The organism is Pseudarthrobacter sp. DSP2-3-2b1, from assembly GCF_049895945.1.
In the GTDB taxonomy this organism is placed as follows: Bacteria; Actinomycetota; Actinomycetes; order Actinomycetales; family Micrococcaceae; genus Arthrobacter.
The window spans coordinates 146408-172167 of the sequence record NZ_JAFCTI010000004.1; the positions used below are offsets into that span (position 1 = coordinate 146408).

The window sequence follows — 25760 nt, forward strand, 5'->3', positions numbered from 1 at the left end:
CCAAGGGCGTATCCCGCAGGTGGCGTTCAGGCCGGCACCGTAGACTGAAAACATGCGACCCTCACCCTCCGTGTCCCCGCTCAGAGCCGTACTTTGGGATATGGACGGCACCATCGTTGACACCGAGCCCTACTGGATTGCCGCTGAGCATGCCTTGGTGGAAGCCCATGGTGGAACCTGGTCGCACGGCCAGGCCATGCAGCTCGTGGGGCAGTCACTCACATACTCGGCAGGCATCCTCCAGGGAGCGGGCGTTCAGCTGGAGATCCGGGAGATCATCGACTCGCTCACCGCGGAGGTCATCAGCAGCGTCCAGCGCTCGGTTCCGTGGCGCCCGGGTGCCAGGGAACTTCTGGAGGACCTGCACCAGGCCGGCGTGCGCTGTGCGCTGGTCACCATGTCAGAGGCGCCTTTGGCCCGCGAGATTGTGGCGAGCCTTCCAAAGCAGTACTTCGAATTCCTTGTCACGGGAGACACCGTGAGCCAGGGCAAACCCCACCCCGAGGCGTACCTGACGGCGGTTGAACTGCTCCAGGACGCAGACCCCGGCCTGACCATCGGGCACTGCGTGGCGCTGGAAGACTCCGCGCCTGGAGTGGCAGCCGCAGTGGCTTCCGGCGTTGCCACCGTGGCCATCCCGCACATCGTCCCGCTGCCCGAGGACCCCCGGCACACCATCTGGGAAACGTTGGCGGGCCGCACAGTCTCTGACCTGGAGGCCATAGCCGCAGTCAGCCTGGCCTCGACGGCCGTCCTGCCCGAACCTTTGTCCGGGAGAACACCATGAGCTCAGCTCCCGTCACAGGGCGCCGTGAAGGAATCAGCCTGGGACGGATTGCCGGTATTCCGGTGATTCTTGCCTACTCCTGGTTCGTGATTGCCGCGTTCACCGTCATTGTCTATGGACCATTGCTGTCGAACCAGAATCCCGCGCTCGGTGCCGCCGCCTATTATGTTGCATTCGCGTACGCCCTGCTCCTCCTGATTTCGGTCCTGGTCCACGAGCTCGCCCACGCCCTCACGGCCAGGGTCTTCGGCTGGCCCACTCAGAAAATTGTCCTCAACCTGTGGGGCGGGCACACCCAGTTTGAAAACTTCACGGCATCTCCGGGGCGTTCCGTCATCGTCGCCCTGGCCGGGCCCGCAGCCAACCTGGTCCTCGCCTGCGGTGCCTGGGTGGTCCTGACCAGCGTCAGCATGGGCAGTGTGGCGGAGATCCTCGTTAATATCTTCATGTGGGCCAACTTCGTGATTGGTATCTTCAACGTCTTGCCGGGGCTCCCGCTGGATGGCGGCAGGATCGTCGAATCGGCCGTCTGGAAGGCCACCGGGAGCCAGGCCAAGGGCACAGTGGCCGCCGGCTGGGCTGGCCGTGCCATTGTGGTGGGACTGGTTTTCTGGTTCATCGGCAGGCCCCTGCTCGGAGGCGGCGAAACGGACTTCAGTATCCTGATGGTCACAGTCCTTGTCTGCGGGTTCCTCTGGATGGGGGCCAGCGCCTCGATCCAGCAGGGAGCACTCCGCGGCAGGCTGCACCTGGTCAGTGCCGGCGCGTTGGCGGGACCCGCCGTCGGAATTCCCGCTACCGCCACAGTTGCGGACCTCCACAGGCTCTCACCGGATGCTTCGCAGGCCGTCGTTGTCTGCGGGCCCGACAGACGCCCGCAGGGTGTGGTGGATGCGGCCGCCGTCGCTGCAGTTCCGGCCTCCGCCGCGGGATCCACGCCTGTCACCGCCGTCTCCTACGCCCTGGCTCCCGGGGCGTATGTTCCCGAGTGGTCCAAGGGGCAGGAGCTGATCCAGTACCTTTCCCAGCTCGAGGGCCACGAGTATGCGGTGGTGGACCATAACGGGATTGTGACCGGACTCCTGGCACAGAACGCTGTGGTTGGCGCCATCACCGGCAAGGCCGTCCGTTCAAAATAGGTACCAGCAGGGTCAAAACCGGTAGAGTTACGTGCCGGCCGTGCATTGCTGCCGTGTGGCTGCCCCGAAGGCTGGACCGCGCCGGGTGAACCTTTACGATGAGCGGCCCCCACAGTTTTACAGGAGCGAGGAAAATTCATGAGCAGCGAAACTGCCGCCACCGAAACCGTTGAGGCGGCCCCATCGGGCGTTGCCGCCACCGGCGCCCAGCCCGTAGGGGCGGCCCGGCGCCGCGGTCCCTTCCGCGTTGGCGAGCGCGTCCAGCTGACCGACGAGCGTGGCCGGATGAACACGATCACCCTGGAGAGTGGCGGAGCCTTCCACACCCACCGCGGCTTCCTGAACCACGATGAAATCATCGGGAGGGTGGACGGTTCCGTAGTGGTCAACAACGTCGGCCAGCAGTACCAGACGCTGCGCCCGCTGCTTTCTGATTTTGTCCTCTCCATGCCCCGCGGTGCCGCTGTGGTCTATCCCAAGGACGCCGGCCAGATTGTCACCATGGCTGACATCTTCCCGGGCGCCAGGGTGGTCGAGGCCGGTGTGGGTTCCGGAGCGCTGTCCATCTCGCTGCTCCGGGCCGTCGGCGACAACGGTTACCTCCATTCCTTTGAGCGGCGCGAGGAATTCGCGGACATTGCCCGCGGGAACGTGGAGACCATCTTCGGCGGCCCGCACCCGGCGTGGAAGATTTCGCTCGGCGATTTCCAGGAGGAAGTTGTCCGCGCCGAGGCCCCCGCTTCGGTGGACCGTGTGGTGCTGGACATGCTGGCCCCCTGGGAGTGCCTGGATGCCGTAGCCACCGTACTTGCTCCCGGCGGCGTCTGGATCAACTACGTCGCCACCGTCACCCAGCTTTCCCGCACGGCAGAGGCCATCAGGGCAGACGGCCGCTTCACCGAACCTGACGCATGGGAGTCCATGGTCCGCGGGTGGCATCTGGAAGGGCTCGCTGTCCGTCCTGACCACCGGATGGTGGCCCACACGGGTTTCCTTCTGGTAACGAGGCGCCTGGCCGACGGCGTGACCGGGATTTCGGTCAAGCGGCGCCCCTCAAAGACGGACTTCAACGAGGACGATGTCAACGCCTGGACACCGGGCGCGGTGGGGGAGCGCCTCGTCTCAGACAAGAAACTCCGCCGTGCAGCGCGGGACGCAATCGCCGGCACCAACGTTAAAGATGAACCGGAGATCACGAACTAGTCCATATTTTGGGAGTCTCCAGCAGTACCCGCCATCTTGGGGCTAAGGTCTTAAGAAGAAGAGCAGGAAGGGGCTGATGCACCATGGAGACGCCGAATCAGGACTCCGGACGTACACCGGCGGAGCAGTCGGCCGCCAACGAACTGACCGTCGCGGACCGGCAGGTGAACATCCTCCGGGACAAACTCAGGCACATCGACCGCCAGCTTGCAGCTGCAACGCAGAACAACACCAAGCTCGTCAGCATGCTGGAGGCCGCCAAAGCCGAGATTCTGCGGCTCAAGAGCGCGCTGGAGCAGGAAGGCCAACCGCCCTACAGCTTCGGCACCGTTCTGGCGCTTAATCCCAAGCGCCCGCCGTCCGCTGGCAGCAGCGGCCAGGCCGCCACGGAGGAATCCGTGGATATCTTCAACGCCGGCCGAAAGATGCGGGTGGGGATCAGCCCGCTGGTCAACATCAACCAGCTTGCCGTCGGCCAGGAGGTCCTCCTCAATGAGGCACTCCTGGTTGTGGCTGGGCTCGGCTATGAGCGGGCCGGCGAGCTGGCAACCCTGAAGGAAATGCTCGGAACGGACCGTGCCCTGGTGGTGGGGCGGGCCGATGAGGAACGGGTCATCCGGCTCTCCGGCACCCTGCTGACCGAAAAGCTCAGGGTGGGCGACGCTTTGTCCATCGACTCCCGCACGGGCTACGCCCTCGAAAAAGTGCCCCGTTCCGAAGTGGAGAACCTGGTTCTTGAGGAAGTTCCGGACATCACCTACGAGGACATCGGCGGCCTCGGCCCGCAGATCGAGCAGATCCGCGATGCCGTGGAACTGCCGTTCCTGCACCCGGACCTTTACCGCGAACACGGCCTCAAGGCACCCAAGGGCATCCTGCTGTACGGCCCGCCGGGCTGCGGTAAGACCCTGATCGCCAAGGCTGTTGCCAATTCACTCGCCGCGCGCGCGGCCGAGCGCTCGGGCAACGTGGACCTGAAGAGCTACTTCCTGAACATCAAGGGGCCCGAACTGCTGGACAAGTACGTGGGTGAGACCGAGCGGCATATCCGCCTGATCTTCTCCCGCGCCCGCGAAAAGGCCTCGGACGGCAGCCCCGTGGTGGTCTTTTTCGACGAAATGGATTCGCTGTTCCGGACCCGTGGAACGGGTATCTCCTCCGACGTCGAGACCACCATCGTCCCGCAGCTGCTCAGCGAGATCGACGGCGTGGAGCGGCTGGATAACGTGATCGTCATCGGCGCGTCCAACCGCGAGGACATGATCGATCCCGCCATCCTGCGGCCGGGCCGGCTGGACGTGAAGGTGAAGATCCAGCGCCCGGACGCGGAAGCGGCCGCGGACATCTTCAACAAATACATCACCACTGACCTGCCGTTCCACGAGTCCGATCTCGCAGAGCACGACGGCGATGTGCAGGCCACGGTGGACGCCATGGTCCAGCGGACTGTTGAAGCCATGTACTCGACGGAGAAATCCAACGAGTACCTGGAAGTCACCTACGCCAACGGCGATACGGAGATGCTGTACTTTAAGGATTTCAACTCCGGGGCAGTGGTCCAGAACGTCGTTGACCGGGCCAAAAAGTACGCCATCAAGGATCTCCTGACGCTGCACCAGAAGGGCCTGCGCATCGAGCATCTCCTCCGTGCCGTGGTGGATGAATTCCGCGAACACGAGGACATGCCCAACACCACCAACCCGGACGATTGGGCAAGGATCTCGGGCAAGAAGGGCGAGCGGATCACCTACATCCGCACCATTGTGCAGGGCAAGGCCGGCCAGGAGCCCGGTAAGTCCATCGAAACCATGCCTAACACAGGGCAGTACCTGTGACGGCAGCTCCGGAACCAGCCGGCGGGGGAGCACTCCCGGCCGGCGGGGCCATGCGTGTCATGGGTGCCGAAACGGAGTATGGCATCCACGCGCCGTCGGCCCCGGGAGCCAATGCCACCATGATGTCCGCCCGCGTTGTCCAGGCTTACGCCCAGGTGACGCGGCAGCGGGCCGCCGGCGGTGCCGAGACCCGGTGGGACTATACGGACGAGGAACCGCTCCATGATGCCCGTGGCTGGACCCTCGAACGGGGTGCGGCCCACCCGAGCCAACTGACCGACCAACCGCCCGTGCTCGACGCCGAAGCGGTGGCACTGGCATATGGCCGTGAGGAACTGGAGCTTGACGGCGAGGACGAGTCCGGCAGCCTGCTGATGAACATGGTCCTCGGCAACGGCGCACGCCTGTACGTGGATCACGCGCACCCTGAGTACTCAAGCCCCGAAGTGACCAATCCCCGTGATGCGGTGGTGTGGGACGCTGCCGGCGATCTCGTTGCGCTGGCGGCGGTGCGGCGCCTGGCCGCAGATCCTGAGCTGCCACCGGTCAACCTATACAAAAACAACACGGACAACAAATCTGTGTCCTATGGTTCCCACGAGAACTACCTGATGCCGCGGCCAGTCCCTTTCGGAGACATCGTCAGGGGGCTGACCCCTTTCTTCGTGACGCGCCAGATCATGTGCGGCGCCGGCCGCGTGGGCCTCGGCCAGGACAGTTCGACCCCGGGCTACCAGATCAGCCAGCGGGCGGACTTCTTCGAGGCTGAGGTGGGGCTGGAAACCACTATCCGCCGGCCCATCATCAACACCCGCGACGAACCGCACGCCACCGCGGACAAGTACCGCCGCCTGCATGTCATCATCGGGGACGCCAACCTCAGCCAGGCCTCGAACTATCTCAAGTTCGGCACCACAGCAATGGTCCTGAGCCTGATCGAAGCCGGGCTGGCACCCAAAGTGGAGGTCCACGAGCCCGTCGCCGCCTTACAGGCAATCAGCCACGACACCACTTTGACGGCGACACTGAGACTGCTGGACGGCCGGCGGGTCACCGCCCTGGACCTGCAGTGGATGTACCACGAGGCGGCGGCAAAGCTGGCACAGGACACCGGCGTCGGTGACGCTGTAGACGGGGACGGCCACACGCATGACGTGCTGGACCGCTGGGCGGCCACACTCACCCAGCTCGACTCGGACCGGAAGTCAGCGGCCGCCTCCGTGGAATGGCTGGCGAAACTCTCCCTCCTTGAGGGATACCGCGACCGCGACAACCTTGCCTGGGACGACGCCAGGCTGGGCCTGGTGGACCTGCAATGGGCGGACATCCGGCCGGAGAAGGGACTGTACTACCGGTTCCTGGCCCGGGACCGGATGCAGCGGATCGTGGACGACTCCCGCATCGCAACAGCGGTGACCGAGCCGCCGCCGGACACCCGTGCGTTCTTCCGCGGACGCTGCATCAGCACGTTCGGCAAAGACGTCGTGGGGGCAAGCTGGGATTCGGTCATTTTCGATGTCCCAGGCTACGGGCGGCTGCAGCGCGTTCCCACGCGCGAACCCCTGCGGGGGACCCGGGCGCTTACCGGGGGGCTCTTTGCACGCCACCGCACAGCGGGGCCGTTCCTCGCTGAACTGCTTGGGCAAAATACCGCTCCGCCTCGGGCGTAAACACCGCCGGCGGGCGCAGAGCGTGGCAATATGGGCGTATCGGCAGATCCGCCCGGATCCGATGATTGCAAAGGGAGAGATCACCATGGCAGGCCAGGAGCAACAGAAGCCACAATCACAGAACAGCCAGGTCGACGAAGACGTCGCAGAGGCCCCCCCGGCGGCCCCCGAAGCCCGCGCTTCGGCCGCGACCGAGGGCGTCGATGACCTCCTTGACGAGATTGACGGCGTCCTTGAATCCAACGCCGAGGAGTTCGTCCGGGCCTTCGTCCAAAAGGGCGGTCAGTAAACCGGTTCCGGGTGCGCTGCCGCACCCGGACGGAATCTGTACCGACGTTGAAGGACCACGTTCAAGGAGTGCATCAGTGCAGGAATCAACCGCCAACCAGGTAGCCGGCAACGCGACGTCGTCCTTTACCGAGCACCTGCAACGGGACCGGCCGGACCTGCTTCCGTATAACCGTGCACTGCCGCTCCAGGCGGCGCCAGCAGCGCCGCTGCAGGTGCCGCATGCCACCACCATCGTGGCGATGGGCTACGCCGGCGGCGTGCTGATGGCCGGCGACCGGCGGGCCACGATGGGCAATGTTATTGCCAGCCGCCACATCGAAAAAGTCTTCCCGGCGGACAGGTATTCCGTTCTGGGCATTGCGGGGACGGCCGGCATAGCCATCGACCTGACGCGGCTGTTCCAGGTGGAGCTGGAGCACTATGAAAAAATCGAAGGCACACTCCTCAGCCTGGACGGTAAAGCGAACCGCCTGGGAGCGATGATCCGCGGGAACCTTCCGATGGCCCTGCAGGGACTCGCCGTGGTTCCCCTATTTGCAGGCTTCGACACCACCGCCGGGGTGGGACGCCTCTTCTCGTACGACGTCACCGGCGGCAGGTACGAGGAACGCGAGCACCACACGGTGGGCTCCGGCTCGGTTTTTGCCCGGGGCGCCTTGAAGAAGCTTTGGCGGCCCAACCTGACGGAGGCAGAAGCTGTGTCAGTCGCGGTGGAATCGCTTTACGACGCGGCCGACGACGACTCCGCCACCGGCGGTCCGGATCCTGTCCGCCAGCTGTGGCCCGTGGTGTACACGGTGAACCGGAGCGGCGCACGGCGTGTCCCCGAAGCTGAGCTTGCGGCAGTTGCCGGCCGCATTATCGAAGTCCGGACTGCCGAGCGGCGGGAGGCCTGAGATGACGCAGCAGTTTTACGTTTCGCCCGAACAACTGATGAAGGACCGTGCGGACTTCGCACGGAAAGGCATTGCCCGCGGCAGGTCCGTGGTGGTTATCAGTTGCGAGGAAGGCATTGCCCTGGTGGCCGAAAACCCCTCGCCGTCCCTGCATAAGATCGGCGAGATCTACGACAAGATCGCCTTTGCCGCCGTTGGCAAATACAACGAATTCGAGAGCCTCCGCCAGGCAGGTGTCCGGTACGCGGATGTCCGCGGCTACTCCTACGACCGTGAGGACGTCACGGCGCGGGGACTGGCCAGTGTCTACGCGCAGAGCCTTGGGGCAGTCTTCACCGCCGAACAGAAACCCTTTGAGGTTGAGCTGGCGGTGGCGGAAGTGGGCCTGACGCCGGACCTGGACCACCTCTACCGGTTGACCTTTGACGGCTCAATCGCAGATGAACACGGCTTTATTGTGATGGGTGGCCAGGCGGAACGGGTCTCGGCTTCCATCGCCGGCGGGTGGCGGTCATCGCTGCGGTTCGCCGGAGCCGTCCGGCTCGCCATTGGCGCCCTGACCACCGGTGCTGACCAGGACGACGCCGCGGGGACCCCGCCCGCTAAAGCTGTTGAAGTTGCGGTCCTGGACCGGCAGTCGGAGACCTCCCGGGGTTCCCGGCGCGCCTTCCGACGACTTAACGACGCCGATATCACGGCGCTGCTGGCTGAGGAGGACTGAGATGGATAAGCGCATCTTTGGCATTGAAACTGAATTCGGGATCTCGTACTCGAGCCCCGATTCACGCCCGCTGGCACCGGAGGAAGTGGCCCGCTACCTGTTCCGCAAGGTGGTGAGCTGGGGCCGTTCGTCCAACGTCTTCCTGACCAACGGTTCCCGCCTTTACCTCGACGTCGGCTCACACCCGGAGTACGCCACCGCGGAATGTGACGACCTTGCCCAGCTCATCGCACACGACCGTGCGGGCGAGCTGATCCTTGACGACCTCGTGGACGAGGCACAGGCGAGGCTGGCCGCGGAGGGCTTCAACGGCACCGTTTACCTGTTCAAGAACAACACTGATTCGGCCGGTAACTCCTACGGCAGCCATGAAAACTACCTGATTCCGCGCCGGGGCGAATTCTCCCGGCTCGCCGAGATCCTGATTCCTTTCCTGGTGACGCGCCAGCTCATCGCGGGCGCCGGCAAAATCCTGAAAACGCCGCACGGCGCCACCTACGCCTTCTCGCAGCGGGCAGACCACATCTGGGAGGGTGTCTCCTCAGCCACCACACGGTCCCGTCCCATCATTAACACCCGGGACGAGCCACACGCCGACGCCGAGTTCTTCCGTCGCCTCCACGTCATTGTGGGCGACTCCAACATGTCCGAGACCACCGCACTGCTCAAGGCCGGCACTGTGGACCTCATCCTGCGGATGATCGAAGCCGGAGTGATCATGCGCGACATGCGGATGGAGAACCCCATCCGCAGCATCCGGGAAATCTCCCACGACCTCAGTGGACGGGCCCTGGTGCGGCTGGCCAACGGGCGCCAGCTGACGGCACTGGAGATCCAGCAGGAATACCTGACCAAGGTCACGGCCTTCGTCCAGGAACACGGCGCCCACAATCCCCATGTGCCGCTCATCCTTGATCTCTGGGAACGCACCCTGAAAGCCATTGAAAGCGGCGACACCAAAACCATCGACACCGAAATCGATTGGGCCATCAAGAAAAAGCTGATGGACAACTACCGGGAGCGGCACAACCTGGGGCTCGATGCGCCCAGGATTGCGCAGCTGGACCTGACCTACCATGACATTTCGCGGACCCGCGGGCTCTATTATCTGCTGCAGGCACGCGGTGCAGTCCGGCGGGTGGTGGATGACACCGTGGTCAAGGATGCCGTGGACGCACCGCCGCAAACCACACGGGCCAAATTGAGGGGTGACTTCGTCCGGCGGGCCCAGGAACTGGGACGGGACTACACCGTTGACTGGGTGCATCTGAAGCTCAATGACCGCGCGCACCAAACCATCCTGTGCAAGGATCCGTTCCGGAGCGTGGATGACCGCGTGGATGCCCTGCTGGACTCTATGGGCTGACGTTCAGGTTCAGGGGCTATCCTTGATAGGGCCGTTCTTTGGCCCTGAAGCGGCGCTTAGGCACCCTGTGTCCCGGCACCGCGTCCACCCTGCCCCGACGAAAGTTCTCTTACGTGCGCCGAATCCTAGCAATCCTTATCCCCGGTCTGCTGATGCTCACCGCCTGCAGCGGTTCGCCCGCAGCACCGGAACCCACCAGCCAGTCTGCAGGTGATACTGCCAAGTTCGACTCCCTGAAACTGACGGACAACGGGGACAAGACGGCTCCCGGCGTTGAGTTCACCAAGCCGCTTGAGGTCACAGAGCCCACCGTCAAGGTGGTCACCGAAGGTAACGGCGACCTCCTGAAGGCCAACCAGGTCGCGAACATCTCCATCCTTGCCCTCAGCGGGGCAGACGGTTCCACGTTGGAGGACACCTTCGCCGGTGAGCCCGAGCCGCTGGAGCTCAACGAGGAACTGCAGACCGGCAGCCCGGTCATCTACAACGCATTTGTAGGTTCCAAAATCGGTTCCAACCTTGCCCTCGCCATCCCGGGCCAGGCCGCCGCTGAGGGAACCCCAGCCCAGCCCACCCAGCTCCTGCTCATCAAAATTGTTTCCGCCAAGGACGTCACTCCTGCCCTCGAGAAGCCCGAGGGCGACACCGTGACCCCGCCGGCTGGTTTGCCGACCGTCACCGAGAACGGCGAGGGAGTCCCCGAGATCAACGTCGAAGGCGCAGCTGCTCCGACAGCCCTCGTGTCCCAGGACCTTATCAAGGGCAAGGGCGCGGAAGTCAAGGAAACTGACACCCTGACCGTGAACTATGTAGGCGTCACCCTGGTGGGCGGCACCAAGTTCGATTCAAGCTTTGACCGCGGCGAAGTGGCCAGCTTCCCGCTGACCGGAGTTATCAAGGGCTGGACCCAGGGCCTGGCGGGCAAGACAGTAGGCTCACGGGTCCTGCTGGTCATACCCAAGGACCTTGCGTACGGCGACGAGGGCCAGGGCGAAGCCAAGGGTGACCTTGTCTTCGTTGTGGACATCCTCGGCTCCAAGTAATCTTTCCCACGGTTACCTTGCTTTAGCAACCTCACATCAAAGGAGCAACAATGTCATTTGGTCAGCGCGACTTCGACCGCCAGAAGCCGGAAATTGACTTCCCGGAAGGCGACGTCCCCACCGAACTGGTCATCACTGACCTCATCGAAGGTGACGGTGCCGAGGCCAAGAAGGGTGACACCGTGTCCACCCACTACGTCGGCGTGGCCTGGTCCACCGGCGAAGAGTTCGACGCATCCTGGGGCCGCGGCGCTCCGCTGGACTTCCGCGTCGGCGTGGGCCAGGTCATCCAGGGCTGGGACCAGGGCCTGCTCGGCATGAAGGTGGGCGGCCGGCGCCGGCTGGAGATCCCCTCCGAGCTTGCGTACGGCTCCCGCGGGGCCGGCGGAGCCATTGGCCCCAACGAAGCGCTGATCTTCGTGGTGGACCTCGTCGGCGTCCGCTGACATAGGTTCCTTGCCTGAGTAGAGGCAGGTGGAAGGCGCGGTAACAATCAGGAGCTGTTTTCCGGTTGTTGCCGCGCTTTCTGCTTTCCGCAGTGGATTTTAGTAACGTAGCCAGAGTGTCCGCATCCCGTACTGAACGTCTGCTCAACCTCCTGATCGCCCTCCTGAACACCAAATACGGCCTGCGCCGTTCGGAGCTCCGTGAGAAGGTCTACCACGACACTTCCGGCAACGACACCGCCTTCGGCAGGATGTTCGAGCGTGATAAAAACGATCTCCGGCAATTCGGCTTCGACGTCGAAGCCGTCACCGACACGGGGTGGGAGGACGACTCTGCCACCACGCGCTACCGGATTGGCAAGGAGTCCAACCGGCTGCCGGATGTCCAGCTCAGCCCGGGGGAGTGGGCGGTCCTGCTCCTGGCCTCCCAGCTGTGGGAGCGCGCCGCACTTGGGACTGCAGCGGCTGACGCCCTCCGCAAGCTCCAGGCCTCCGGTACCCTCGCCGACGTCGAACTGCCTGTGGGAGTGCAGCCCCGGATCAGGCCGGCAGGCCAGGCCTTTGACGACCTCGTGGCTGCCATGCACGCCCAACATCCTGTCCGTTTCCCGTACCTGGCCGGCACCACGGGGAAGGAAGAACAGCGGACCGTGGAGCCCTGGGGACTGGGCAGCCGGTTTGGGCACTGGTACCTCACCGGCTACGACCGTTCACGTCAGGCGGCACGGCACTTCCGGCTCTCCCGGTTCACCGGCCCCGTGACAGTGCTGGATAAGGAAACTTACACACCGCCACCGAACTTCAATATCCGCGAAGCCCTGGACAAGCTTCCCGAACTGCCGCTCCGGGACGCCGTTGTGGACGTCCGGGAAGGCCGCCTCCTTGCCCTGCGACGGCGGGCCACAGCGGAAGCCGAGGCCGGCAGCGGCAAGCCCAGTGCGGGCTACGATAGGCTGGTGCTCAGCTTCAGGGACAGCGACGCATTGGCGGAGGAGCTGGCGTCGTACGGTCCCGACGCCGTGGCGCTTGAGCCGGAAGAACTTGTCACCGCTGTCCAGCAGAGGCTTCGCGGAGCCGCAGCTTTCTGCGCCGCTCCGGTTCCTTCCTACCGGTTCACCGACCCGGCACGGACCCCAACCGTGCGCAAACGGACCTCGGAGGACCAACTCAAGCGCATGCTGCAGCTTGTCCCGTTCCTGGTCCACAACCAAGGCCTGCACATCCAGGAGGTTGCAGCGCGGTTCGGCGTCACGCCCGAAGAGCTCGAAGGCGACCTGCGCATCCTTATCTGCTCCGGACTGCCCGGGGGATACCCTGACGATCTGCTGGACATCCACTGGGAGGAAGGCCACGTCTACATCACCGAGGACCTGGACCTTAAGAAGCCTGTCCGGTTTACTGTCGAAGAGGCGTGCGCGCTCCTGACCGGGCTGGAGACGCTCAACGGGCTTCCCGGCCTGGCGGAGGGCGGTGCGTTGGAGTCGGTGACGCTCAAGCTGATGGCAGCAGCCGGTGAACAGGGGCTGCGCGCCGGGTCGCTGTCCGGTCCTGCGGTGGGCCCCGACGATTCAGCTGTCCTTGAGACGGTACGTCATGCTATTGGCACCAAGTCCCAGCTGCGCCTGGTCTACCTTTCCGCCCAGCGCGACCAGGTTTCAGAGCGCGATGTTGACCCGCTGCGCCTGTACTCGCTGGATAACACCTGGTACTTCGAGGCCTACTGCCACTCCGCGCAGGGCCTCAGGAATTTCCGGCTGGACCGGGTGCAGGACGTCCATCCCAACGGACAACCGGCTTCCAGCCATGCACGGCCAGAGGAAGGGTTCCCGGCGAAGCTGTTCACACCGAACGACGACGACACCACCGTCCTCGTGCAGCTCACCAGGCAGGGGGCCGGCCTTGCGGACGACTACTACGCCGAGCGGGTGGCGCCACTGCCGGACGGCGGGCTCGTGGCTGAAATCCGGTTCGGCAGCACAGCCTGGCTCCCGATGCTGGTAGCCCAGCACGGTGGTGCTGCCCGGATCCTCGAACCCGCGGAGCTGGCGCAAACGGCGCGGAACTGGGTCGAGGCGGCTGTGGCACGGTACGGCGGCTAGACTTTTCAGCATGCCTTGGTGGTCCTGGATCCTGATCTGGATAGCGCTCGTTGCGCTCTCCCTGCTTTTCTATGTTCTTTTGGGTATCCGGTTGTACCGCCAGTTCATGGCCACAGTGAAGGATCTGGGCGCCGCCGGCGAGAAAATCGGTCATCTTTCACCGCTTGCAGTTGCCGCCGAGCACCCGCGGCCTCTGACATCTGTTCCGCCAGGAGAGGCCATTTTTGCTACCCCGGCCCGGATGCGACATGATTACCACGCATCCAAGTCATCCCGCCGGGAGGACCGCCGCCAGAGGCGGGTACAGCGCAAGACGGACCGTGGCCAGCCACAGTCCCTACGCGATCTGGATTTCAGCTAGACGTAGGATGTTGTAAGAGGAAAGGATTTCCCGTGGGAAGACTCTTTGATGGCCCGTGGCCAATTGTCATTATTATCGTCGTTGCACTGCTGCTGTTTGCCGCGCCCAAGCTCCCTGCCATGGCCCGCAGCCTTGGCCAGTCCATGCGGATCATCAAATCCGAGGTCAAGGAGATGAAGAACGACGGCAAGACTGAATCCACCCCTGACCCTTCGGGTCCGGTGGAGGGCAAGGTTGTAAACCACCCGCAGGCAAGGCCTGCACCTACCCAGCCCGATGAGCCGACTGACGGCACCGACGTACCGCCGTCGAACCGCGCTTAACGCACAGTGGCACTGACGCGGGGCCCCAAAAACAACCCTGAGGGGCGGATGGCTCTTTGGGACCACCTCAAGGAGCTCAAGAACCGGCTGATCAAATCGGCTATTGCTGTGCTTCTTGCAGCAGTGGGCGGCTGGTTCCTCTACGATCCGGTGGTGGCCAGCCTCTCCGAACCGCTGGTCACCATTGCGCGCGAGACCGGTCGCACCGCGGTGCTGAACTTTGCCACTATTGCGGATCCTTTCGCGTTCAAGATCCAGATCGCCATCCAGATCGGCCTGGTAATTTCCAGCCCCGTGTGGATCTACCAGGTGTGGGCGTTCATCACCCCGGGCCTGACCCGGAAGGAACGCGGCTACACCCTCGGCTTTATGGCGGCAGCCGTACCACTGTTCCTGGCCGGGGTTTTTGTCGCCTGGCTCGTATTCCCGACCGTCGTGCGGGCGCTTCTCCAGTTCACGCCCGCCACCGGCGCCAACAATATTTCGGCGACTGACTACCTCACGTTCACCTCACAGATGCTCCTGATCCTCGGCATCTCGTTCCTGGTACCTGTGATTCTGGTGGGTATCAACATGGCGGGCGTGGTCCGGGGCAAGACCATCCTCAAGGCCTGGCGGATCATCGTCTTCCTGGTTTTTGTCCTCGCTGCCCTGGCAGCGCCGGGCACCGACGCCTTGTCCATGTTCCTGCTGGCAGCCCCGCTCCTGGTGCTGTTTTTCGCAGCGATCGGCCTGTGTATTTTCAACGACAAACGGCGTGATGCCCGGCTGGCGAAGCGCGCCGCCGAGACTGACGCGACGGCCGACACCGCGACGCCGGGCAGCGAACTGAAAAACCTGTAGCGCCGGGCGCACTAGGCTTGAGGTATGTCTATTTCCGAGCCGCTCTCGCCCTCTGAAAGTTACCGGGCCAGCGCGGAGCGCACAGCCGAGGCAGGCACCTATCTGGGCGGGTTTGTCCGCACCCTGGATTTTGAACTCGATGATTTCCAGCGGCTTGCCTGCAAGTCGCTGCAGGAGGGACGGGGTGTGCTGGTGGCGGCCCCCACCGGTGCAGGCAAGACCATCGTGGGTGAGTTTGCCATCTACCTAGCACTCGAACGCCATCTCAAGGCCTTCTACACCACGCCGATCAAGGCACTCAGCAACCAGAAATTCACCGAGCTCGCCGAGAAATACGGCGCTGAAAATGTGGGCCTGCTGACCGGGGACACCAGCATCAACGGTGACGCTCCCGTGGTTGTCATGACCACCGAAGTCCTCCGGAACATGCTCTACGCCGATTCGGACACGCTTGATGACCTTGGCTTTGTGGTCATGGATGAAGTGCACTACTTAGCGGACCGGTTCCGGGGCGCCGTCTGGGAGGAAGTCATCATCCACCTTCCCAGCGAGGTCCAGGTGGCATCGCTCAGCGCCACAGTGTCCAACGCCGAGGAGTTCGGGGCCTGGCTGGACACTGTACGCGGCGACACAGACATCATAGTGTCCGAGCACCGGCCGGTGCCCCTGTGGCAGCACGTGATGGTGGGCCGCCAGATTGTGGACCTGTTTGCCGGCGAAACCACCTTCGACGAAATAGCACCACCGGCGGACGCGGAAACCGGCGTTCCGGTCACGGCGCCCGAACGGCTGGACCCGGCCAGGGATGACACCTCCCGGCCAGGCTTCGAAGTGAACCCGGACCTGCTGGCGATGGCACGTAGCGAAAGCCAGCAGAGCATCAGCGGACGGTTCGGGCACGGCGGCCGGAGCCAACGCCGCCAGCACCGCCAGCGCGGTGATGAACGCCAGGGACAGGCTGCACCGCAGGGCGCTGTCCGGAAAGCAAGCCGTCCGCAGGTGATAGCCAGCCTTGACCGCCAGGACCTGCTGCCTGCAATCACGTTCATCTTCTCCCGGGCCGGCTGCGATGCGGCGGTAGCCCAGTGCGTTTCTTCGGGACTGTGGCTGACCACCGAGAAGGAGCAGCGGATCATCGCCCAGCGCGTGGATGAGGCCGGGCAGGACATCCCGTCCGATGACCTGGACGTCCTTGGCTTCTGGACCTGGCGGGACGGCCTGCTGCGTGGCTTCGCGGCGCATCACGCGGGTATGCTGCCAACTTTCAAGGAGGTAGTGGAGAAACTTTTCGTTGAAGGGCTTGTCAAGGCTGTTTTCGCCACCGAAACCCTCGCCCTGGGCGTGAACATGCCCGCCCGTTCGGTGGTTCTTGAGAAACTGGACAAGTTCAACGGCGAAGCCCACGTGGACATCACCGCGGGGGAGTACACCCAACTGACGGGCCGCGCCGGCCGCCGGGGCATCGACGTCGAAGGCCATGCCGTTGTCCTGTGGCAGCCAGGGACGGATCCTGCGGCCGTTGCAGGCCTCGCCTCACGGCGGACGTACCCGCTTAATTCCAGCTTCCGGCCCACCTACAACATGAGCATCAACCTCCTGGCGCAGTTCGGCCGCGCCCGCGCACGCGAGATCCTCGAATCGTCCTTTGCACAGTTCCAGGCCGACCGCTCTGTAGTGGGCCTGGCCAAGCAGGTGCGCAGCCGCGAGGAATCCCTGGCCGGCTACGCCAAATCCATGACCTGCCACCTTGGCGATTTCACCGAGTATGCGCGGTTGCGCCGGGAACTGTCCGACGCCGAGAACATCACCACCCGCAGCACCTCGCGGGCACGCAAGTCCTTGAACGAAGACTCATTGGCACGGCTCATGCCTGGCGATGTGGTGGACGTTCCCGGCGGGCGTGCCCCCGGGCCGGCCATAGTGCTCAGCTCGGACCATAGCGGCCGGGAACCACGGCCGGCTGTCCTGACCCTTGACAACCAGCTGCGCAGAATCGGCACCGAAGACCTCGAAGGCCCCATCGCGCCGCTGACCCGGATCCGTATTCCAAAAACCTTCAACGCCAAAGTACCCAAGTCCCGGCGGGACCTGGCATCTTCTGCGCGGAACGCATTGCGCGAAAACCGTCCGCCCGCGCCGGGCCGCTCCACCGATTTCGGCTTGGCGGCAGTCCTGCCCAATCAGGAAAAGCGGATTACCGAGCTTCGCCGGGCCCTCCGCGCCCACCCCTGCCACGGCTGCAGTGAGCGCGAAGACCATGCCCGGTGGTCTGAGCGCTGGTGGAAGTTGCGCCGCGAGACGGACGCCCTGGTCCGCCAGATCCAGGGCCGGACCAACACCATCGCCAAGACCTTCGACCGGGTCTGCGATGTCCTTTCGGCTTATGGCTATCTGGAGACAGGAGCTGACGGCCGCCAGGCGATCAGCCCCGACGGCCAGCGGCTGCGCCGGATCTACGGTGAGAAGGACCTTCTGATTTCGCAGTCACTGCGGCTGGGCGCCTTCGATGACCTCGACGCCGTCGAGGTTGCCACCTTGGCCACTGTGCTGGTGTATCAGGCCAAACGCGAGGACCGGGGCCTCCGCCCGCGGATGCCGAGTGTCTCGCTTGAAACGTCTGTGGATGTGGTGGTCCGGGAGTGGTCAGCACTCGAAGACGTGGAGGAACAGAACAAACTTCCGCTGACCGGCGAGCCCGAACTGGGGCTGATGTGGCCGATGTACAAGTGGGCCAAGGGACGGCACCTCCAGGACGTGCTCAGCGGCACGGACCTCGCGGCCGGCGACTTTGTCCGCTGGGTCAAACAGGTGATCGACCTCCTGGACCAGCTCGCCAAAATCCCTGGACTCGACCCGCGCCTGGCCCGGTTGTGCGCCGAAGCCATCTCGCTCATCCGCCGCGGCGTGGTGGCGTACTCCTCAGTCCTCTGATTCACCTCAGTCCTCTGATTCACCGGCAGCCGACTGCCCACCCTAATTCCAGGAGCTTGACTGCATGACCAACCACCCCTCAACCGTGCCCGTTCCCGCTGAGCGGAAAGTAGTCCTGTACCGCAACGGCTCGGTCTATACAGCGGCGGACCCCTTTGCTACCGCCATGCTGGTGGACGGGGACACCGTTGCATGGGTGGGCTCCGAGCAGGCAGCATCCTCCATTGCCGACAGTTCGATGGAGATCATCGATCTGAAGGGCGCCTTGGTGGCGCCAGGTTTTGTGGACTCCCACGTCCACCTCACCGAATCCGGTATTGCGCTGGGATCCCTGCAGCTGGCAGGGGTCCGCTCAGCCAGGGAACTGCTCGACGCCGTCGCATCCTTCAAAGGCGATGGGCCGGTACTGGGTCACGGGTGGGATGAGTCCACGTGGGCTGACCCCGCCATGCCGGCAGCCGACGAGCTGGAGCGCGCTGCCGGGGGCCGCCGCGTATTCCTGTCCCGGGTGGACTCACACTCGGCCCTGGTGTCTTCCTCGCTGGCGGCCGCTGCCGGACTTTCCGGCCTTGACGGCCTGACGTCCGGATCGCAGGTCACGAAGGCTGCCCATGTAGCGGCCCGCCAGGAAGCGCGGCGGCTCCCGGAGTCCACGCTCCGTGACTATCAGCAGCGCACCCTGACGGAGGCCGCCGAAAATGGCTACGTGGCTGTGGTGGAGATGGCCGCGCCGCATATCGGCGGCGTAGCCGACCTCAGAGTCGCCACAACCTGGAACAGCGCCGGCGGGACCGCTGCGCCCGAGGTCCTGCCGTACTGGGGCGAACTGGCCACCTCCCAGGAGCATGCCCGGACACTGCTTGACGGGCTTGGCGTCCCGGTGCGCGGCCTGGCCGGCGACCTGAACATTGACGGCTCCCTCGGGTCCCGGACTGCAGCTGTGCGTTCGGACTACTGCGACGCCGCAGGGGAGCGCGGAAGCCTGTACCTCTCTGCTGAACAGGCTGCCGCGCACCTGGCCGCCTGCTCGCTGCTGGGGATCCAGGGCGGCTTCCACGTCATTGGCGACGCCGGTCTTGACGCTGCATTGAAGGCACTGGAGCTGGCGTCCGCGGAAGTGGGGGAGCAACGGATACGGGCGGCGGGCCACCGTTTTGAGCACGTGGAAATTGCCGACGCCGACGCCATCCGGCAACTGGCGCAGTACTCGGTCACCGTCAGCGCCCAACCGGGATTCGATGCCGCGTGGGGGCACGACGGCGGGATGTACGAACAGCGCCTGGGTTGCCGGAGCCGTTCTATGAACGCGTTCGCCTCGTTCTACTCAGCAGGCGTCCCCATCTGTTTCGGCAGCGACAGCCCCGTGACAGCGCTTCGTCCGTGGTCAAGTGTCCGCGCTTGCCTGGAACACCACAACCACGACGAACGGATCTCCGCACGGGCAGCTTTCCTGGGCCACACCCGGGCAGGCTGGCGCGCCGCGAAGTATCACAATCCGATGGCCGGCCAGCTGGTACCGGGCGCGCCGGCGAGTTTCGCGGTCTGGGACGTTGAGGAGCTGATGGTCCAGGTGGCGGATGGACGCGTGCAGTCCTGGAGCACGGATCCCCGGGCCCGCACACCGCTGCTGCCAGCGCTCGACACGGGTACCGACCCGGCTTGCCTCCAGACGGTGCGGGACGGCAAGGAGCTCTTCTCGAGTCCTGGCCTGCGTTCCTGACACGGTAGACAGTTCATTCATAACTGATCGCCCTATAATAGGAAGTTGTGCCTGCCAGCCAGCTACCCAGCTGTTGATCAGCCGCTCCGACCGCTCCCCTCCAGGAAAGGCCCTTTGTGCGCGTCCTCACCATCATTCCGACTTACAACGAGCTGGAATCGCTGCCGATAACCCTTCAACGCCTGCGGGCAGCCGTGCCCGCCTCGGACGTGCTGGTGGTGGACGACAACAGCCCGGACGGCACCGGAGAGCTGGCTGACGGCTTTGCAGCCGAAGACTCACAGGTCCACGTCCTGCACCGCAAGGGTAAGGAAGGACTCGGCGCTGCCTACATCGCGGGATTCAAATGGGGGCTGGATGCCGGCTACGACGTGTTGGTGGAAATGGACGCCGACGGCTCGCACCAGCCCGAGCAGCTCCCACAACTGCTCGAAGCCGTTGAACAGGGCGCCGACCTCGCCATGGGCTCACGCTGGGTTCCGGGTGGCAGCGTGGTCAACTGGCCGCTGTACCGGCAGGCAATCTCGCGCATTGGAAGCACCTATGCGCGGCTGATGCTGGGCCTGAAGATCAAGGACGTCACGGGCGGCTACCGCGCCTTCCGGCGCACCACATTGGAAAAGCTGAACCTGGATCAGGTCGATTCTGTGGGTTATGGGTTCCAGGTGGACCTGGCGTGGCGGGTGGCCAAGATGGGGCTCCGGATCGAGGAGCGTCCCATCACGTTCGTGGAGCGGGAGCTTGGGGCATCCAAGATGAGCGGCAACATCGTTGTTGAGGCCATGATCAATGTCACCAAGTGGGGCCTGCTGGCTCGGTGGAACAAGCTCACCGGGAAAAGCGCAACCTAAGAACCGCAACCTAAGAGCACTGCACAGCGCAAAAAGAGCCGGCCCGGCAACGCGATCACGTTGCCGGGCCGGCTTTTTCAATTCGTCAGACCGCCTCAAGGGGCGATGCTGTACCTGAGGGTTGGGTCAGGCACTGCGCCGTTCGCCGCGGCGTTCGCGCAGGATGGTCAGCCGATCCTCGAGGATCTGCTCCAGTTCCGGGAGGGACCGGCGCTCCAGGAGCATGTCCCAGTGCGTGCGGACAGCTTTTTCGTTGCTGGTGTCGGGGCGTTCCCCGTCCACGAGAAGCGCTTCCTTGCCGGTCTTGGAAACCCACACAGGAGGAATTTCTGCCTCTGAGGAGAAGGTGACAAAAACCTGCTCGCCGTCCTCGCACCGGTATTCGACACGCTGACGCGGGGCCGGCTCAACGCCGGACTCGGTCTCCATGCTCTGCGCGCCAAGGCGCATACCCCGCAGGCTGCGATCGCTCATGTTTTCTCCCTCTGGTCGGTTCGCGAAGCAGGGCTCCGCGCATGCCGGCGCGACATTACCGCTCCGGACTTCTGTGTTCACTGTGCTGCATCATAAGTTTCAACGCTTCGCGCAGCTTTCTTGTTCCAGTGGATCCAATCCGACCGGACAAATATACAATTATACACCGCGCCGGAGGCGCCGGTGCGCCGCCTCGCAGACGCAAGGCGGCGCAGTCATAAAGCGGTGCGGTCACATCAGGAGCCGGGCTGCCTCGCAGGTTCTTCGTCGAAGAGACCGCCACCGGAGCGCGGATCGGGATTGGTGCCGCCCAGTGCGTTGCCAATGCCCTTCAAAGCCTCGCCGACCTCACTGGGGATGATCCACAGCTTGTTGGAAGAGCCTTCTGCCAGCTTCGGCAGTGTTTGCAGGTACTGGTAGGCAAGAAGCTTCTGATCGGGGTTGCCCTTATGGATGGCATCAAACACCTTTTGGATGGCCTGCGCTTCACCGTCTGCCCTGAGGATGGCTGCTTTGGCGTCACCTTCGGCAGCGAGGATGGATGCCTGCCGCTGGCCTTCGGCGGTGAGGATGGCGGACTGCTTGGTGCCCTCCGCGGTGAGGATCGCGGCGCGGCGGTCGCGCTCGGCCCGCATCTGCTTTTCCATCGAGTCCTGGATGGAGTGCGGCGGATCGATCGCCTTGAGCTCAACGCGGGAGACCCGGATGCCCCAGCGGCCGGTTGCCTCGTCGAGGACACCGCGCAGCTGACCATTGATCTGGTCACGCGACGTGAGCGCTTCCTCCAGGTTCAAACCACCGACGACGTTACGCAGCGTGGTGGTGGTGAGCTGCTCCACGGCCTGGATGTAGTTGGCGATTTCGTAGGTGGCCGCGCGCGGATCGGTGACCTGGAAGTAGACCACCGTATCGATGGACACCACCAGGTTGTCTTCGGTGATCACCGGCTGCGGGGGAAAGGAAACCACCTGTTCCCTGAGGTCAAGCAGCGGCAGGAGCCTGTCCACGAAAGGGATCAGGATGGTGAGGCCCGGGTTGAGGGTCCGCTGGTACTTTCCAAGCCGTTCCACAACGCCGGCCCGCGCCTGCGGGATGATCCGCACCGAACGGACCAAAACAATAATTACGAACACGATCAGGACCACCAGCACAATGGCCAGGGCGGCTCCGCCTGCGTTATCCATACATCTCCTTTTTCCCCAGTTGACAGTGAAGCTGTATCTAGGACGGGTTGGCTTGCTCCGGCGGGGCCGAAACCACAGCCGTGGCCCCGTCAATGGCCGAAACTACGGCCTTCTGGCCCGCGGGCAGGACCACTCCGGCGGACCGGGCGCTCCAGACGTCGCCGCCGATCTTCACCAGGCCACCGGTGGAGCTGACGGCTTCCATGACCAGGGCCTGCTCGCCGATGAGCCGGTCCACGTTGGTGCGCTGTTCAGAGGGCCCCTTTTTCAGGTGGCTGAGGGCAACCGGGCGGACAAAGGCGATCATCAGCAGGGAAACAACACAAAAGACCACAATCTGCAGCCAGAGGTCAGCGCCGGCAAAGTCAGCGACGACGGCCGCCAGCGTTCCGCCGCCAAGCATGATGAAAAAGAGGTCCAGGGTGATCATCTCGATCACCGCGAAAGCGAGGAAAGCGGTGAGCCACAAGGCCCACCAGTTTTCGCCGAGCCATTCAAACATTCCGTCCCCTTCGACCGCGGCCGATTTCCGGTAAGTGTGCTTTCATCCTAGTCCGCTGGCAGGCCGGGCGGCAGGTGGCCCCGGAGGCCAGCGAGGGAACGTGGCCAAGTCGTTACGAGGCGTCCGTTGCAAGCCGGAACACGGTGATCCTGAACATGGCGTCCACCGCAGCCGCCGCGTCCCCGGCGCCGAGGCCGGAGGCCAGCGCTGCCCGGTCCAGATGATGGCCGGCAGGCCCCATAAACGCCAGGTCGGCGATCTGCGCGGGCGTGAGCATCATCCGGATATCAATGTCCTGGGCGGAGTCTGGTACGAAATGGGCGGCCAGCGCCCCGGCCAGCCGGGTGTCCTTATCGTCCTCTATTGACAGCATTCCCGTGCTCTCGGCGACGGCGGCCAGGTGCCCTGCACGCGGCGTGACCACTACCAGCCTGCCGCGCGGGCGAAGGACCCGCGCGAACTCCGCCGCGTTGCGGGGCGCAAAAATGACCATAACGGCGTCGACCGCTGCATCAGCCAGGGGCAGCGGCTGCCACACATCGCAAACCAGGCAGAGAGCCTCCGGATTGATCCGGGCGGCGCGGCGCAGCGCAAACTTGGAGATATCAAGCGCGACGGCGGTGCAGCGCTCCGTTGTCCGCCTTACCTCATCGAGCACTACCCGGAGGTACTGCCCCGTCCCTGTTCCGGAGTCCAGGACAGTAAATTCGCCCCGAGGGGTAACCATCCGGGCGATGGTGCCCGCAACAGCCTCCGCCAGCGGACGGTAATGCCCGGCGTCGAGAAAGTTGAACCGGGATGCCACCATCTCCGCACTGTCAGCTTCGAAAACCGTCCCCTTGCCAACCAGCAGGTTGTAGTACCCCTGACGTGCCGCGTCGAAGCTGTGCCCGGCTCCGCACACCAGCGCCCCGCGGGACGCACCTGGGTTTTCGGAACCATAAAGGGGGCCCCCGCAGACCGGACAACGCAGCAGCAGGGGAGGGGTGGACGGCATAGGCACCATCCTATGTGGCAGGCACGTTAGGCTCTCGTGGGTGAAGCCTGAACACCTCCCCCTGCTGAATTCCGTCTCCGCCCCGGCTGTCCATCCCGATGGAAGCCGGGCCGTAATCTCGGTCACCCGGCCGGATTTTGTTGCCGACGCCGCCGTGGGCCAGTTATGGAATGTTCCGCTGGACCCTGAGCAACTGCCCCGGCGGATTACCAGGGGTTTCCGGGACACTGCCCCGGCCTTCTCGCCGGACGGCCTGGTGCTGGCGTTCCTCCGGACGGACGGGCGGTCCTCGAAGGCCCAGCTCTGCATCGTGGAGGCTGAAGGCGGCGAGCCTCAGGTCATCACGGACAGGCTCCTGGGCGTGGAGGACTTCTCCTGGTCGCCTGATTCCCACCGGATCGTCTTCTGCTCCCGTGAGCCGGACCCGGGACGGTACGGCAGCAACGAGGACATAACCCCGGAGGCAGAGGAGCCACGGTTCATCAGCTCCTTCCAGTACCGCCTGAACGGTGTGGGGTACACCCGGGACAAGCCTCGTCGGCTGTTCATGGTGGACGTCCCCGAGCTCGGCGGCGAGCCTCCGGTCCAGCACCTGAGCCGCCCAGTGAATCATGCCCGTGAGGAGCGCCACGCGACAGTGCCGGCCGCCCGCCTCTTGACGTCCTTCGCCGCCGACCTGAGCGGCGGTGTCATGAGTACTGATGGAGCATGGGTCTATTTCATCGCCGACGAACCCGGGATCGATCAAGACCTGTCCACCCGCGTCTTCAAGGTACCTGCCACGGGAGGCGAGCCACTCGCTGTAGAGCCGGCAGACGCCCCAGCCCGGAAAGTGCTTGCTGTCCGGCAATCGCGGGACGGCCACTGGCTGTTCTATATTGCCCAGGATCTGGGGGAATCGGGCAGGGACTTCGTGGCGAGGAATTCGGTGCTGTACTGCCTCCCGGCCGCCGGAGGGACTCCGGTGCCGCTCAGCGACCCTGAGGTCATGGATATCTCCGCCCCTGGAAGCCGGATTGAACTCCGCGGCCCGGACCGTGCCTTGGTGCTCAATAACGCGCAGGGCACTGTGGAGCTCCTCGAGTTGGGTGCCACCGGCGGGCATGCCCTCCTGGTGCATGGGGACAAGGTGGTAACCGGGGCGGCGTGGGCCGGGGGCTCGCTGGTTGCTGCCTTCAGCGATCCGTCCACGGCCGGTGATGTGGCAGTGCTCGACGACGGTCAGCTGCGGCTGTTGACCGACTTTTCGGCTGGCCTGCGGACGCAGGCTGACCTGGTGGTTCCGGAGGAGCTGACCTTTAATGCCCCGGACGGTTATCCCGTCCATGGCTGGCTGGTCCGTCCTCCCGGCAAGGGTCCGCACCCAGTGCTACTGAACATCCATGGCGGCCCGTTTGCGCAGTTCACCGTTGGGCTCTTCGACGAGGCCCAGGTCTACGCTGCGGCGGGATACGCCGTCCTGATGTGCAATCCGCGGGGCTCCGCCGGTTACGGCCGGGACCACGGACTGGCCATCAAGGGCCGGTTCGGCACCGACGACCGGCAGGACATCATCGCCTTCCTCGACGGCGCACTCGCAAAATTCCCGGCGTTGGACTCTGACCGGCTGGGAATCATGGGCGGCTCGTACGGCGGGTATCTCACTGCCTGGACCATTGCCCATGACCACCGGTTCGCGGCAGCCATCGTGGAGCGCGGATTCCTTGATCCGGTCAGTTTCGAAGGAACAGCCGATATTGGCTGGTACTTCGGGCACGAATATCTCGGTGAGTCGCCTGCTGACGTTGCGGCCCAAAGCCCGCTTCACCACGTGGACCAGGTACGGACCCCCACCCTGGTGATCCACAGTGAAAACGACCTCCGGTGCCCGCTGGAACAGGGCCAGCGCTACTTCACGGCACTGAAACGGCGCGGCATCGAAACCGGACTCCTGGTTTTTCCCGGTGAAGACCATGAACTCTCCCGCTCAGGAACGCCTAAGCACCGCCGCCAACGCTTCGAGCACATCCTGCGCTGGTGGGCAAAGTTCCTTCCCACGGCAGCCAATCCGGCGGGCGAAGGACAGGGCTGAGTGGCAT

General features: G+C 64.4%; 23 protein-coding genes. 19 read left to right on the top strand and 4 right to left on the bottom strand.

Going from position 1 to position 25760, the window contains the following annotated elements:
* Nucleotides 1–52: 52 nt before the first annotated feature.
* From ACP7AX_RS07215 to ACP7AX_RS07300, 18 genes are all read left to right on the top strand, one after another.
* Nucleotides 53–787 carry an HAD family hydrolase gene (locus ACP7AX_RS07215; RefSeq protein WP_426225926.1) on the top strand — a complete coding sequence of 245 codons (735 nt, stop codon included), beginning with the start codon at nucleotides 53–55 and terminating at the stop codon, nucleotides 785–787.
* Nucleotides 784–1926 (top strand): site-2 protease family protein, encoded by a 1143-nt coding sequence (locus ACP7AX_RS07220; RefSeq protein WP_426225927.1) that lies wholly within the window; start codon nucleotides 784–786, stop codon nucleotides 1924–1926. The genes ACP7AX_RS07215 and ACP7AX_RS07220 overlap by 4 nt, the downstream gene beginning before the upstream one ends.
* A gap of 138 nt (nucleotides 1927–2064) precedes the next feature.
* Entirely contained in the window at nucleotides 2065–3129 is a 1065-nt protein-coding gene (locus ACP7AX_RS07225) for a tRNA (adenine-N1)-methyltransferase (protein WP_426225928.1), read from the top strand.
* Nucleotides 3130–3212: 83 nt separating this feature from the next.
* The gene (gene arc / locus ACP7AX_RS07230; protein ID WP_426225929.1) at nucleotides 3213–4964 is read left to right on the top strand and encodes a proteasome ATPase; all 1752 of its coding nucleotides are present in this window, start codon (nucleotides 3213–3215) and stop codon (nucleotides 4962–4964) included.
* Nucleotides 4961–6634 carry a depupylase/deamidase Dop gene (gene dop / locus ACP7AX_RS07235; RefSeq protein WP_426225930.1) on the top strand — a complete coding sequence of 558 codons (1674 nt, stop codon included), beginning with the start codon at nucleotides 4961–4963 and terminating at the stop codon, nucleotides 6632–6634. The genes arc and dop overlap by 4 nt, the downstream gene beginning before the upstream one ends.
* 85 nt (nucleotides 6635–6719) lie before the next feature.
* Complete coding sequence (locus tag ACP7AX_RS07240; RefSeq protein WP_131681865.1) at nucleotides 6720–6923, top strand: ubiquitin-like protein Pup; 204 nt, start codon at nucleotides 6720–6722, stop codon at nucleotides 6921–6923.
* Nucleotides 6924–6999: 76 nt separating this feature from the next.
* Nucleotides 7000–7821, top strand: coding sequence for a proteasome subunit beta (gene prcB, locus ACP7AX_RS07245; RefSeq protein ID WP_131681381.1), 822 nt, complete (start codon nucleotides 7000–7002; stop codon nucleotides 7819–7821).
* Nucleotide 7822: 1 nt separating this feature from the next.
* A complete protein-coding gene (gene prcA, locus ACP7AX_RS07250) occupies nucleotides 7823–8542 on the top strand; it encodes a proteasome subunit alpha (protein WP_131681380.1) in 720 nt (239 codons plus the stop codon).
* A 1-nt stretch (nucleotide 8543) separates the two neighbouring features.
* Nucleotides 8544–9908, top strand: a complete 1365-nt coding sequence (gene pafA, locus ACP7AX_RS07255; protein WP_131681379.1) for a Pup--protein ligase — start codon at nucleotides 8544–8546, stop codon at nucleotides 9906–9908.
* Nucleotides 9909–10021: 113 nt separating this feature from the next.
* Nucleotides 10022–10951, top strand: coding sequence for an FKBP-type peptidyl-prolyl cis-trans isomerase (locus ACP7AX_RS07260; protein WP_426225931.1), 930 nt, complete (start codon nucleotides 10022–10024; stop codon nucleotides 10949–10951).
* 50 nt (nucleotides 10952–11001) lie between these two features.
* Nucleotides 11002–11397 carry an FKBP-type peptidyl-prolyl cis-trans isomerase gene (locus tag ACP7AX_RS07265; RefSeq protein ID WP_108599373.1) on the top strand — a complete coding sequence of 132 codons (396 nt, stop codon included), beginning with the start codon at nucleotides 11002–11004 and terminating at the stop codon, nucleotides 11395–11397.
* Nucleotides 11398–11513: 116 nt separating this feature from the next.
* Nucleotides 11514–13496: a helix-turn-helix transcriptional regulator gene (locus ACP7AX_RS07270; protein WP_426225932.1), complete on the top strand. Its 1983-nt coding sequence runs from the start codon at nucleotides 11514–11516 to the stop codon at nucleotides 13494–13496.
* A 10-nt stretch (nucleotides 13497–13506) separates the two neighbouring features.
* Entirely contained in the window at nucleotides 13507–13857 is a 351-nt protein-coding gene (locus ACP7AX_RS07275) for a hypothetical protein (RefSeq protein WP_426225933.1), read from the top strand.
* Nucleotides 13858–13889: 32 nt separating this feature from the next.
* Nucleotides 13890–14180: a Sec-independent protein translocase subunit TatA gene (tatA, locus tag ACP7AX_RS07280; RefSeq protein WP_426225934.1), complete on the top strand. Its 291-nt coding sequence runs from the start codon at nucleotides 13890–13892 to the stop codon at nucleotides 14178–14180.
* A gap of 48 nt (nucleotides 14181–14228) precedes the next feature.
* Nucleotides 14229–15023, top strand: coding sequence for a twin-arginine translocase subunit TatC (tatC, locus tag ACP7AX_RS07285; RefSeq protein ID WP_108599377.1), 795 nt, complete (start codon nucleotides 14229–14231; stop codon nucleotides 15021–15023).
* A gap of 24 nt (nucleotides 15024–15047) precedes the next feature.
* Nucleotides 15048–17954 carry a DEAD/DEAH box helicase gene (locus ACP7AX_RS07290; RefSeq protein WP_426225935.1) on the top strand — a complete coding sequence of 969 codons (2907 nt, stop codon included), beginning with the start codon at nucleotides 15048–15050 and terminating at the stop codon, nucleotides 17952–17954.
* Between the two features lie 64 nt (nucleotides 17955–18018).
* Nucleotides 18019–19674: an amidohydrolase gene (locus ACP7AX_RS07295; protein WP_426225936.1), complete on the top strand. Its 1656-nt coding sequence runs from the start codon at nucleotides 18019–18021 to the stop codon at nucleotides 19672–19674.
* Between the two features lie 116 nt (nucleotides 19675–19790).
* Entirely contained in the window at nucleotides 19791–20525 is a 735-nt protein-coding gene (locus ACP7AX_RS07300; RefSeq protein ID WP_131681372.1) for a glycosyltransferase, read from the top strand.
* A gap of 126 nt (nucleotides 20526–20651) precedes the next feature.
* Here ACP7AX_RS07300 and ACP7AX_RS07305 read toward each other — a convergent pair whose 3' ends face one another.
* The 4 genes from ACP7AX_RS07305 to ACP7AX_RS07320 all read right to left on the bottom strand — a co-directional run bounded on the left by ACP7AX_RS07305 (nucleotide 20652) and on the right by ACP7AX_RS07320 (nucleotide 23682).
* A complete protein-coding gene (locus ACP7AX_RS07305; RefSeq protein WP_003802221.1) occupies nucleotides 20652–20999 on the bottom strand; it encodes an RNA polymerase-binding protein RbpA in 348 nt (115 codons plus the stop codon).
* Nucleotides 21000–21235: 236 nt separating this feature from the next.
* A complete protein-coding gene (locus tag ACP7AX_RS07310; RefSeq protein ID WP_131681371.1) occupies nucleotides 21236–22183 on the bottom strand; it encodes an SPFH domain-containing protein in 948 nt (315 codons plus the stop codon).
* A gap of 37 nt (nucleotides 22184–22220) precedes the next feature.
* Nucleotides 22221–22685, bottom strand: coding sequence for an NfeD family protein (locus tag ACP7AX_RS07315; protein WP_426225937.1), 465 nt, complete (start codon nucleotides 22683–22685; stop codon nucleotides 22221–22223).
* 112 nt (nucleotides 22686–22797) lie between these two features.
* Nucleotides 22798–23682, bottom strand: a complete 885-nt coding sequence (locus ACP7AX_RS07320) for a methyltransferase domain-containing protein (RefSeq protein ID WP_426225938.1) — start codon at nucleotides 23680–23682, stop codon at nucleotides 22798–22800.
* A 40-nt stretch (nucleotides 23683–23722) separates the two neighbouring features.
* Between ACP7AX_RS07320 and ACP7AX_RS07325 the strand changes: the two genes are divergently transcribed.
* Complete coding sequence (locus ACP7AX_RS07325; protein ID WP_426225939.1) at nucleotides 23723–25753, top strand: S9 family peptidase; 2031 nt, start codon at nucleotides 23723–23725, stop codon at nucleotides 25751–25753.
* Nucleotides 25754–25760: the final 7 nt, after the last annotated feature.

What these genes read in the sequence shown, in the direction of transcription:
- ACP7AX_RS07215 (WP_426225926.1), top strand. Translation starts at nt 53, where the DNA reads ATGCGACCCTCACCCTCCGTGTCCCCGCTCAGAGCCGTACTTTGGGAT.
- ACP7AX_RS07220 (WP_426225927.1), top strand. Translation starts at nt 784, where the DNA reads ATGAGCTCAGCTCCCGTCACAGGGCGCCGTGAAGGAATCAGCCTGGGA.
- ACP7AX_RS07225 (WP_426225928.1), top strand. Translation starts at nt 2,065, where the DNA reads ATGAGCAGCGAAACTGCCGCCACCGAAACCGTTGAGGCGGCCCCATCG.
- arc (WP_426225929.1), top strand. Translation starts at nt 3,213, where the DNA reads ATGGAGACGCCGAATCAGGACTCCGGACGTACACCGGCGGAGCAGTCG.
- ACP7AX_RS07240 (WP_131681865.1), top strand. Translation starts at nt 6,720, where the DNA reads ATGGCAGGCCAGGAGCAACAGAAGCCACAATCACAGAACAGCCAGGTC.
- prcA (WP_131681380.1), top strand. Translation starts at nt 7,823, where the DNA reads ATGACGCAGCAGTTTTACGTTTCGCCCGAACAACTGATGAAGGACCGT.
- pafA (WP_131681379.1), top strand. Translation starts at nt 8,544, where the DNA reads ATGGATAAGCGCATCTTTGGCATTGAAACTGAATTCGGGATCTCGTAC.
- ACP7AX_RS07265 (WP_108599373.1), top strand. Translation starts at nt 11,002, where the DNA reads ATGTCATTTGGTCAGCGCGACTTCGACCGCCAGAAGCCGGAAATTGAC.
- ACP7AX_RS07275 (WP_426225933.1), top strand. Translation starts at nt 13,507, where the DNA reads ATGCCTTGGTGGTCCTGGATCCTGATCTGGATAGCGCTCGTTGCGCTC.
- tatC (WP_108599377.1), top strand. Translation starts at nt 14,229, where the DNA reads ATGGCTCTTTGGGACCACCTCAAGGAGCTCAAGAACCGGCTGATCAAA.
- ACP7AX_RS07290 (WP_426225935.1), top strand. Translation starts at nt 15,048, where the DNA reads ATGTCTATTTCCGAGCCGCTCTCGCCCTCTGAAAGTTACCGGGCCAGC.
- ACP7AX_RS07295 (WP_426225936.1), top strand. Translation starts at nt 18,019, where the DNA reads ATGACCAACCACCCCTCAACCGTGCCCGTTCCCGCTGAGCGGAAAGTA.
- ACP7AX_RS07305 (WP_003802221.1), bottom strand. Translation starts at nt 20,999, where the DNA reads ATGAGCGATCGCAGCCTGCGGGGTATGCGCCTTGGCGCGCAGAGCATG.
- ACP7AX_RS07310 (WP_131681371.1), bottom strand. Translation starts at nt 22,183, where the DNA reads ATGGATAACGCAGGCGGAGCCGCCCTGGCCATTGTGCTGGTGGTCCTG.
- ACP7AX_RS07315 (WP_426225937.1), bottom strand. Translation starts at nt 22,685, where the DNA reads ATGTTTGAATGGCTCGGCGAAAACTGGTGGGCCTTGTGGCTCACCGCT.
- ACP7AX_RS07320 (WP_426225938.1), bottom strand. Translation starts at nt 23,682, where the DNA reads ATGCCGTCCACCCCTCCCCTGCTGCTGCGTTGTCCGGTCTGCGGGGGC.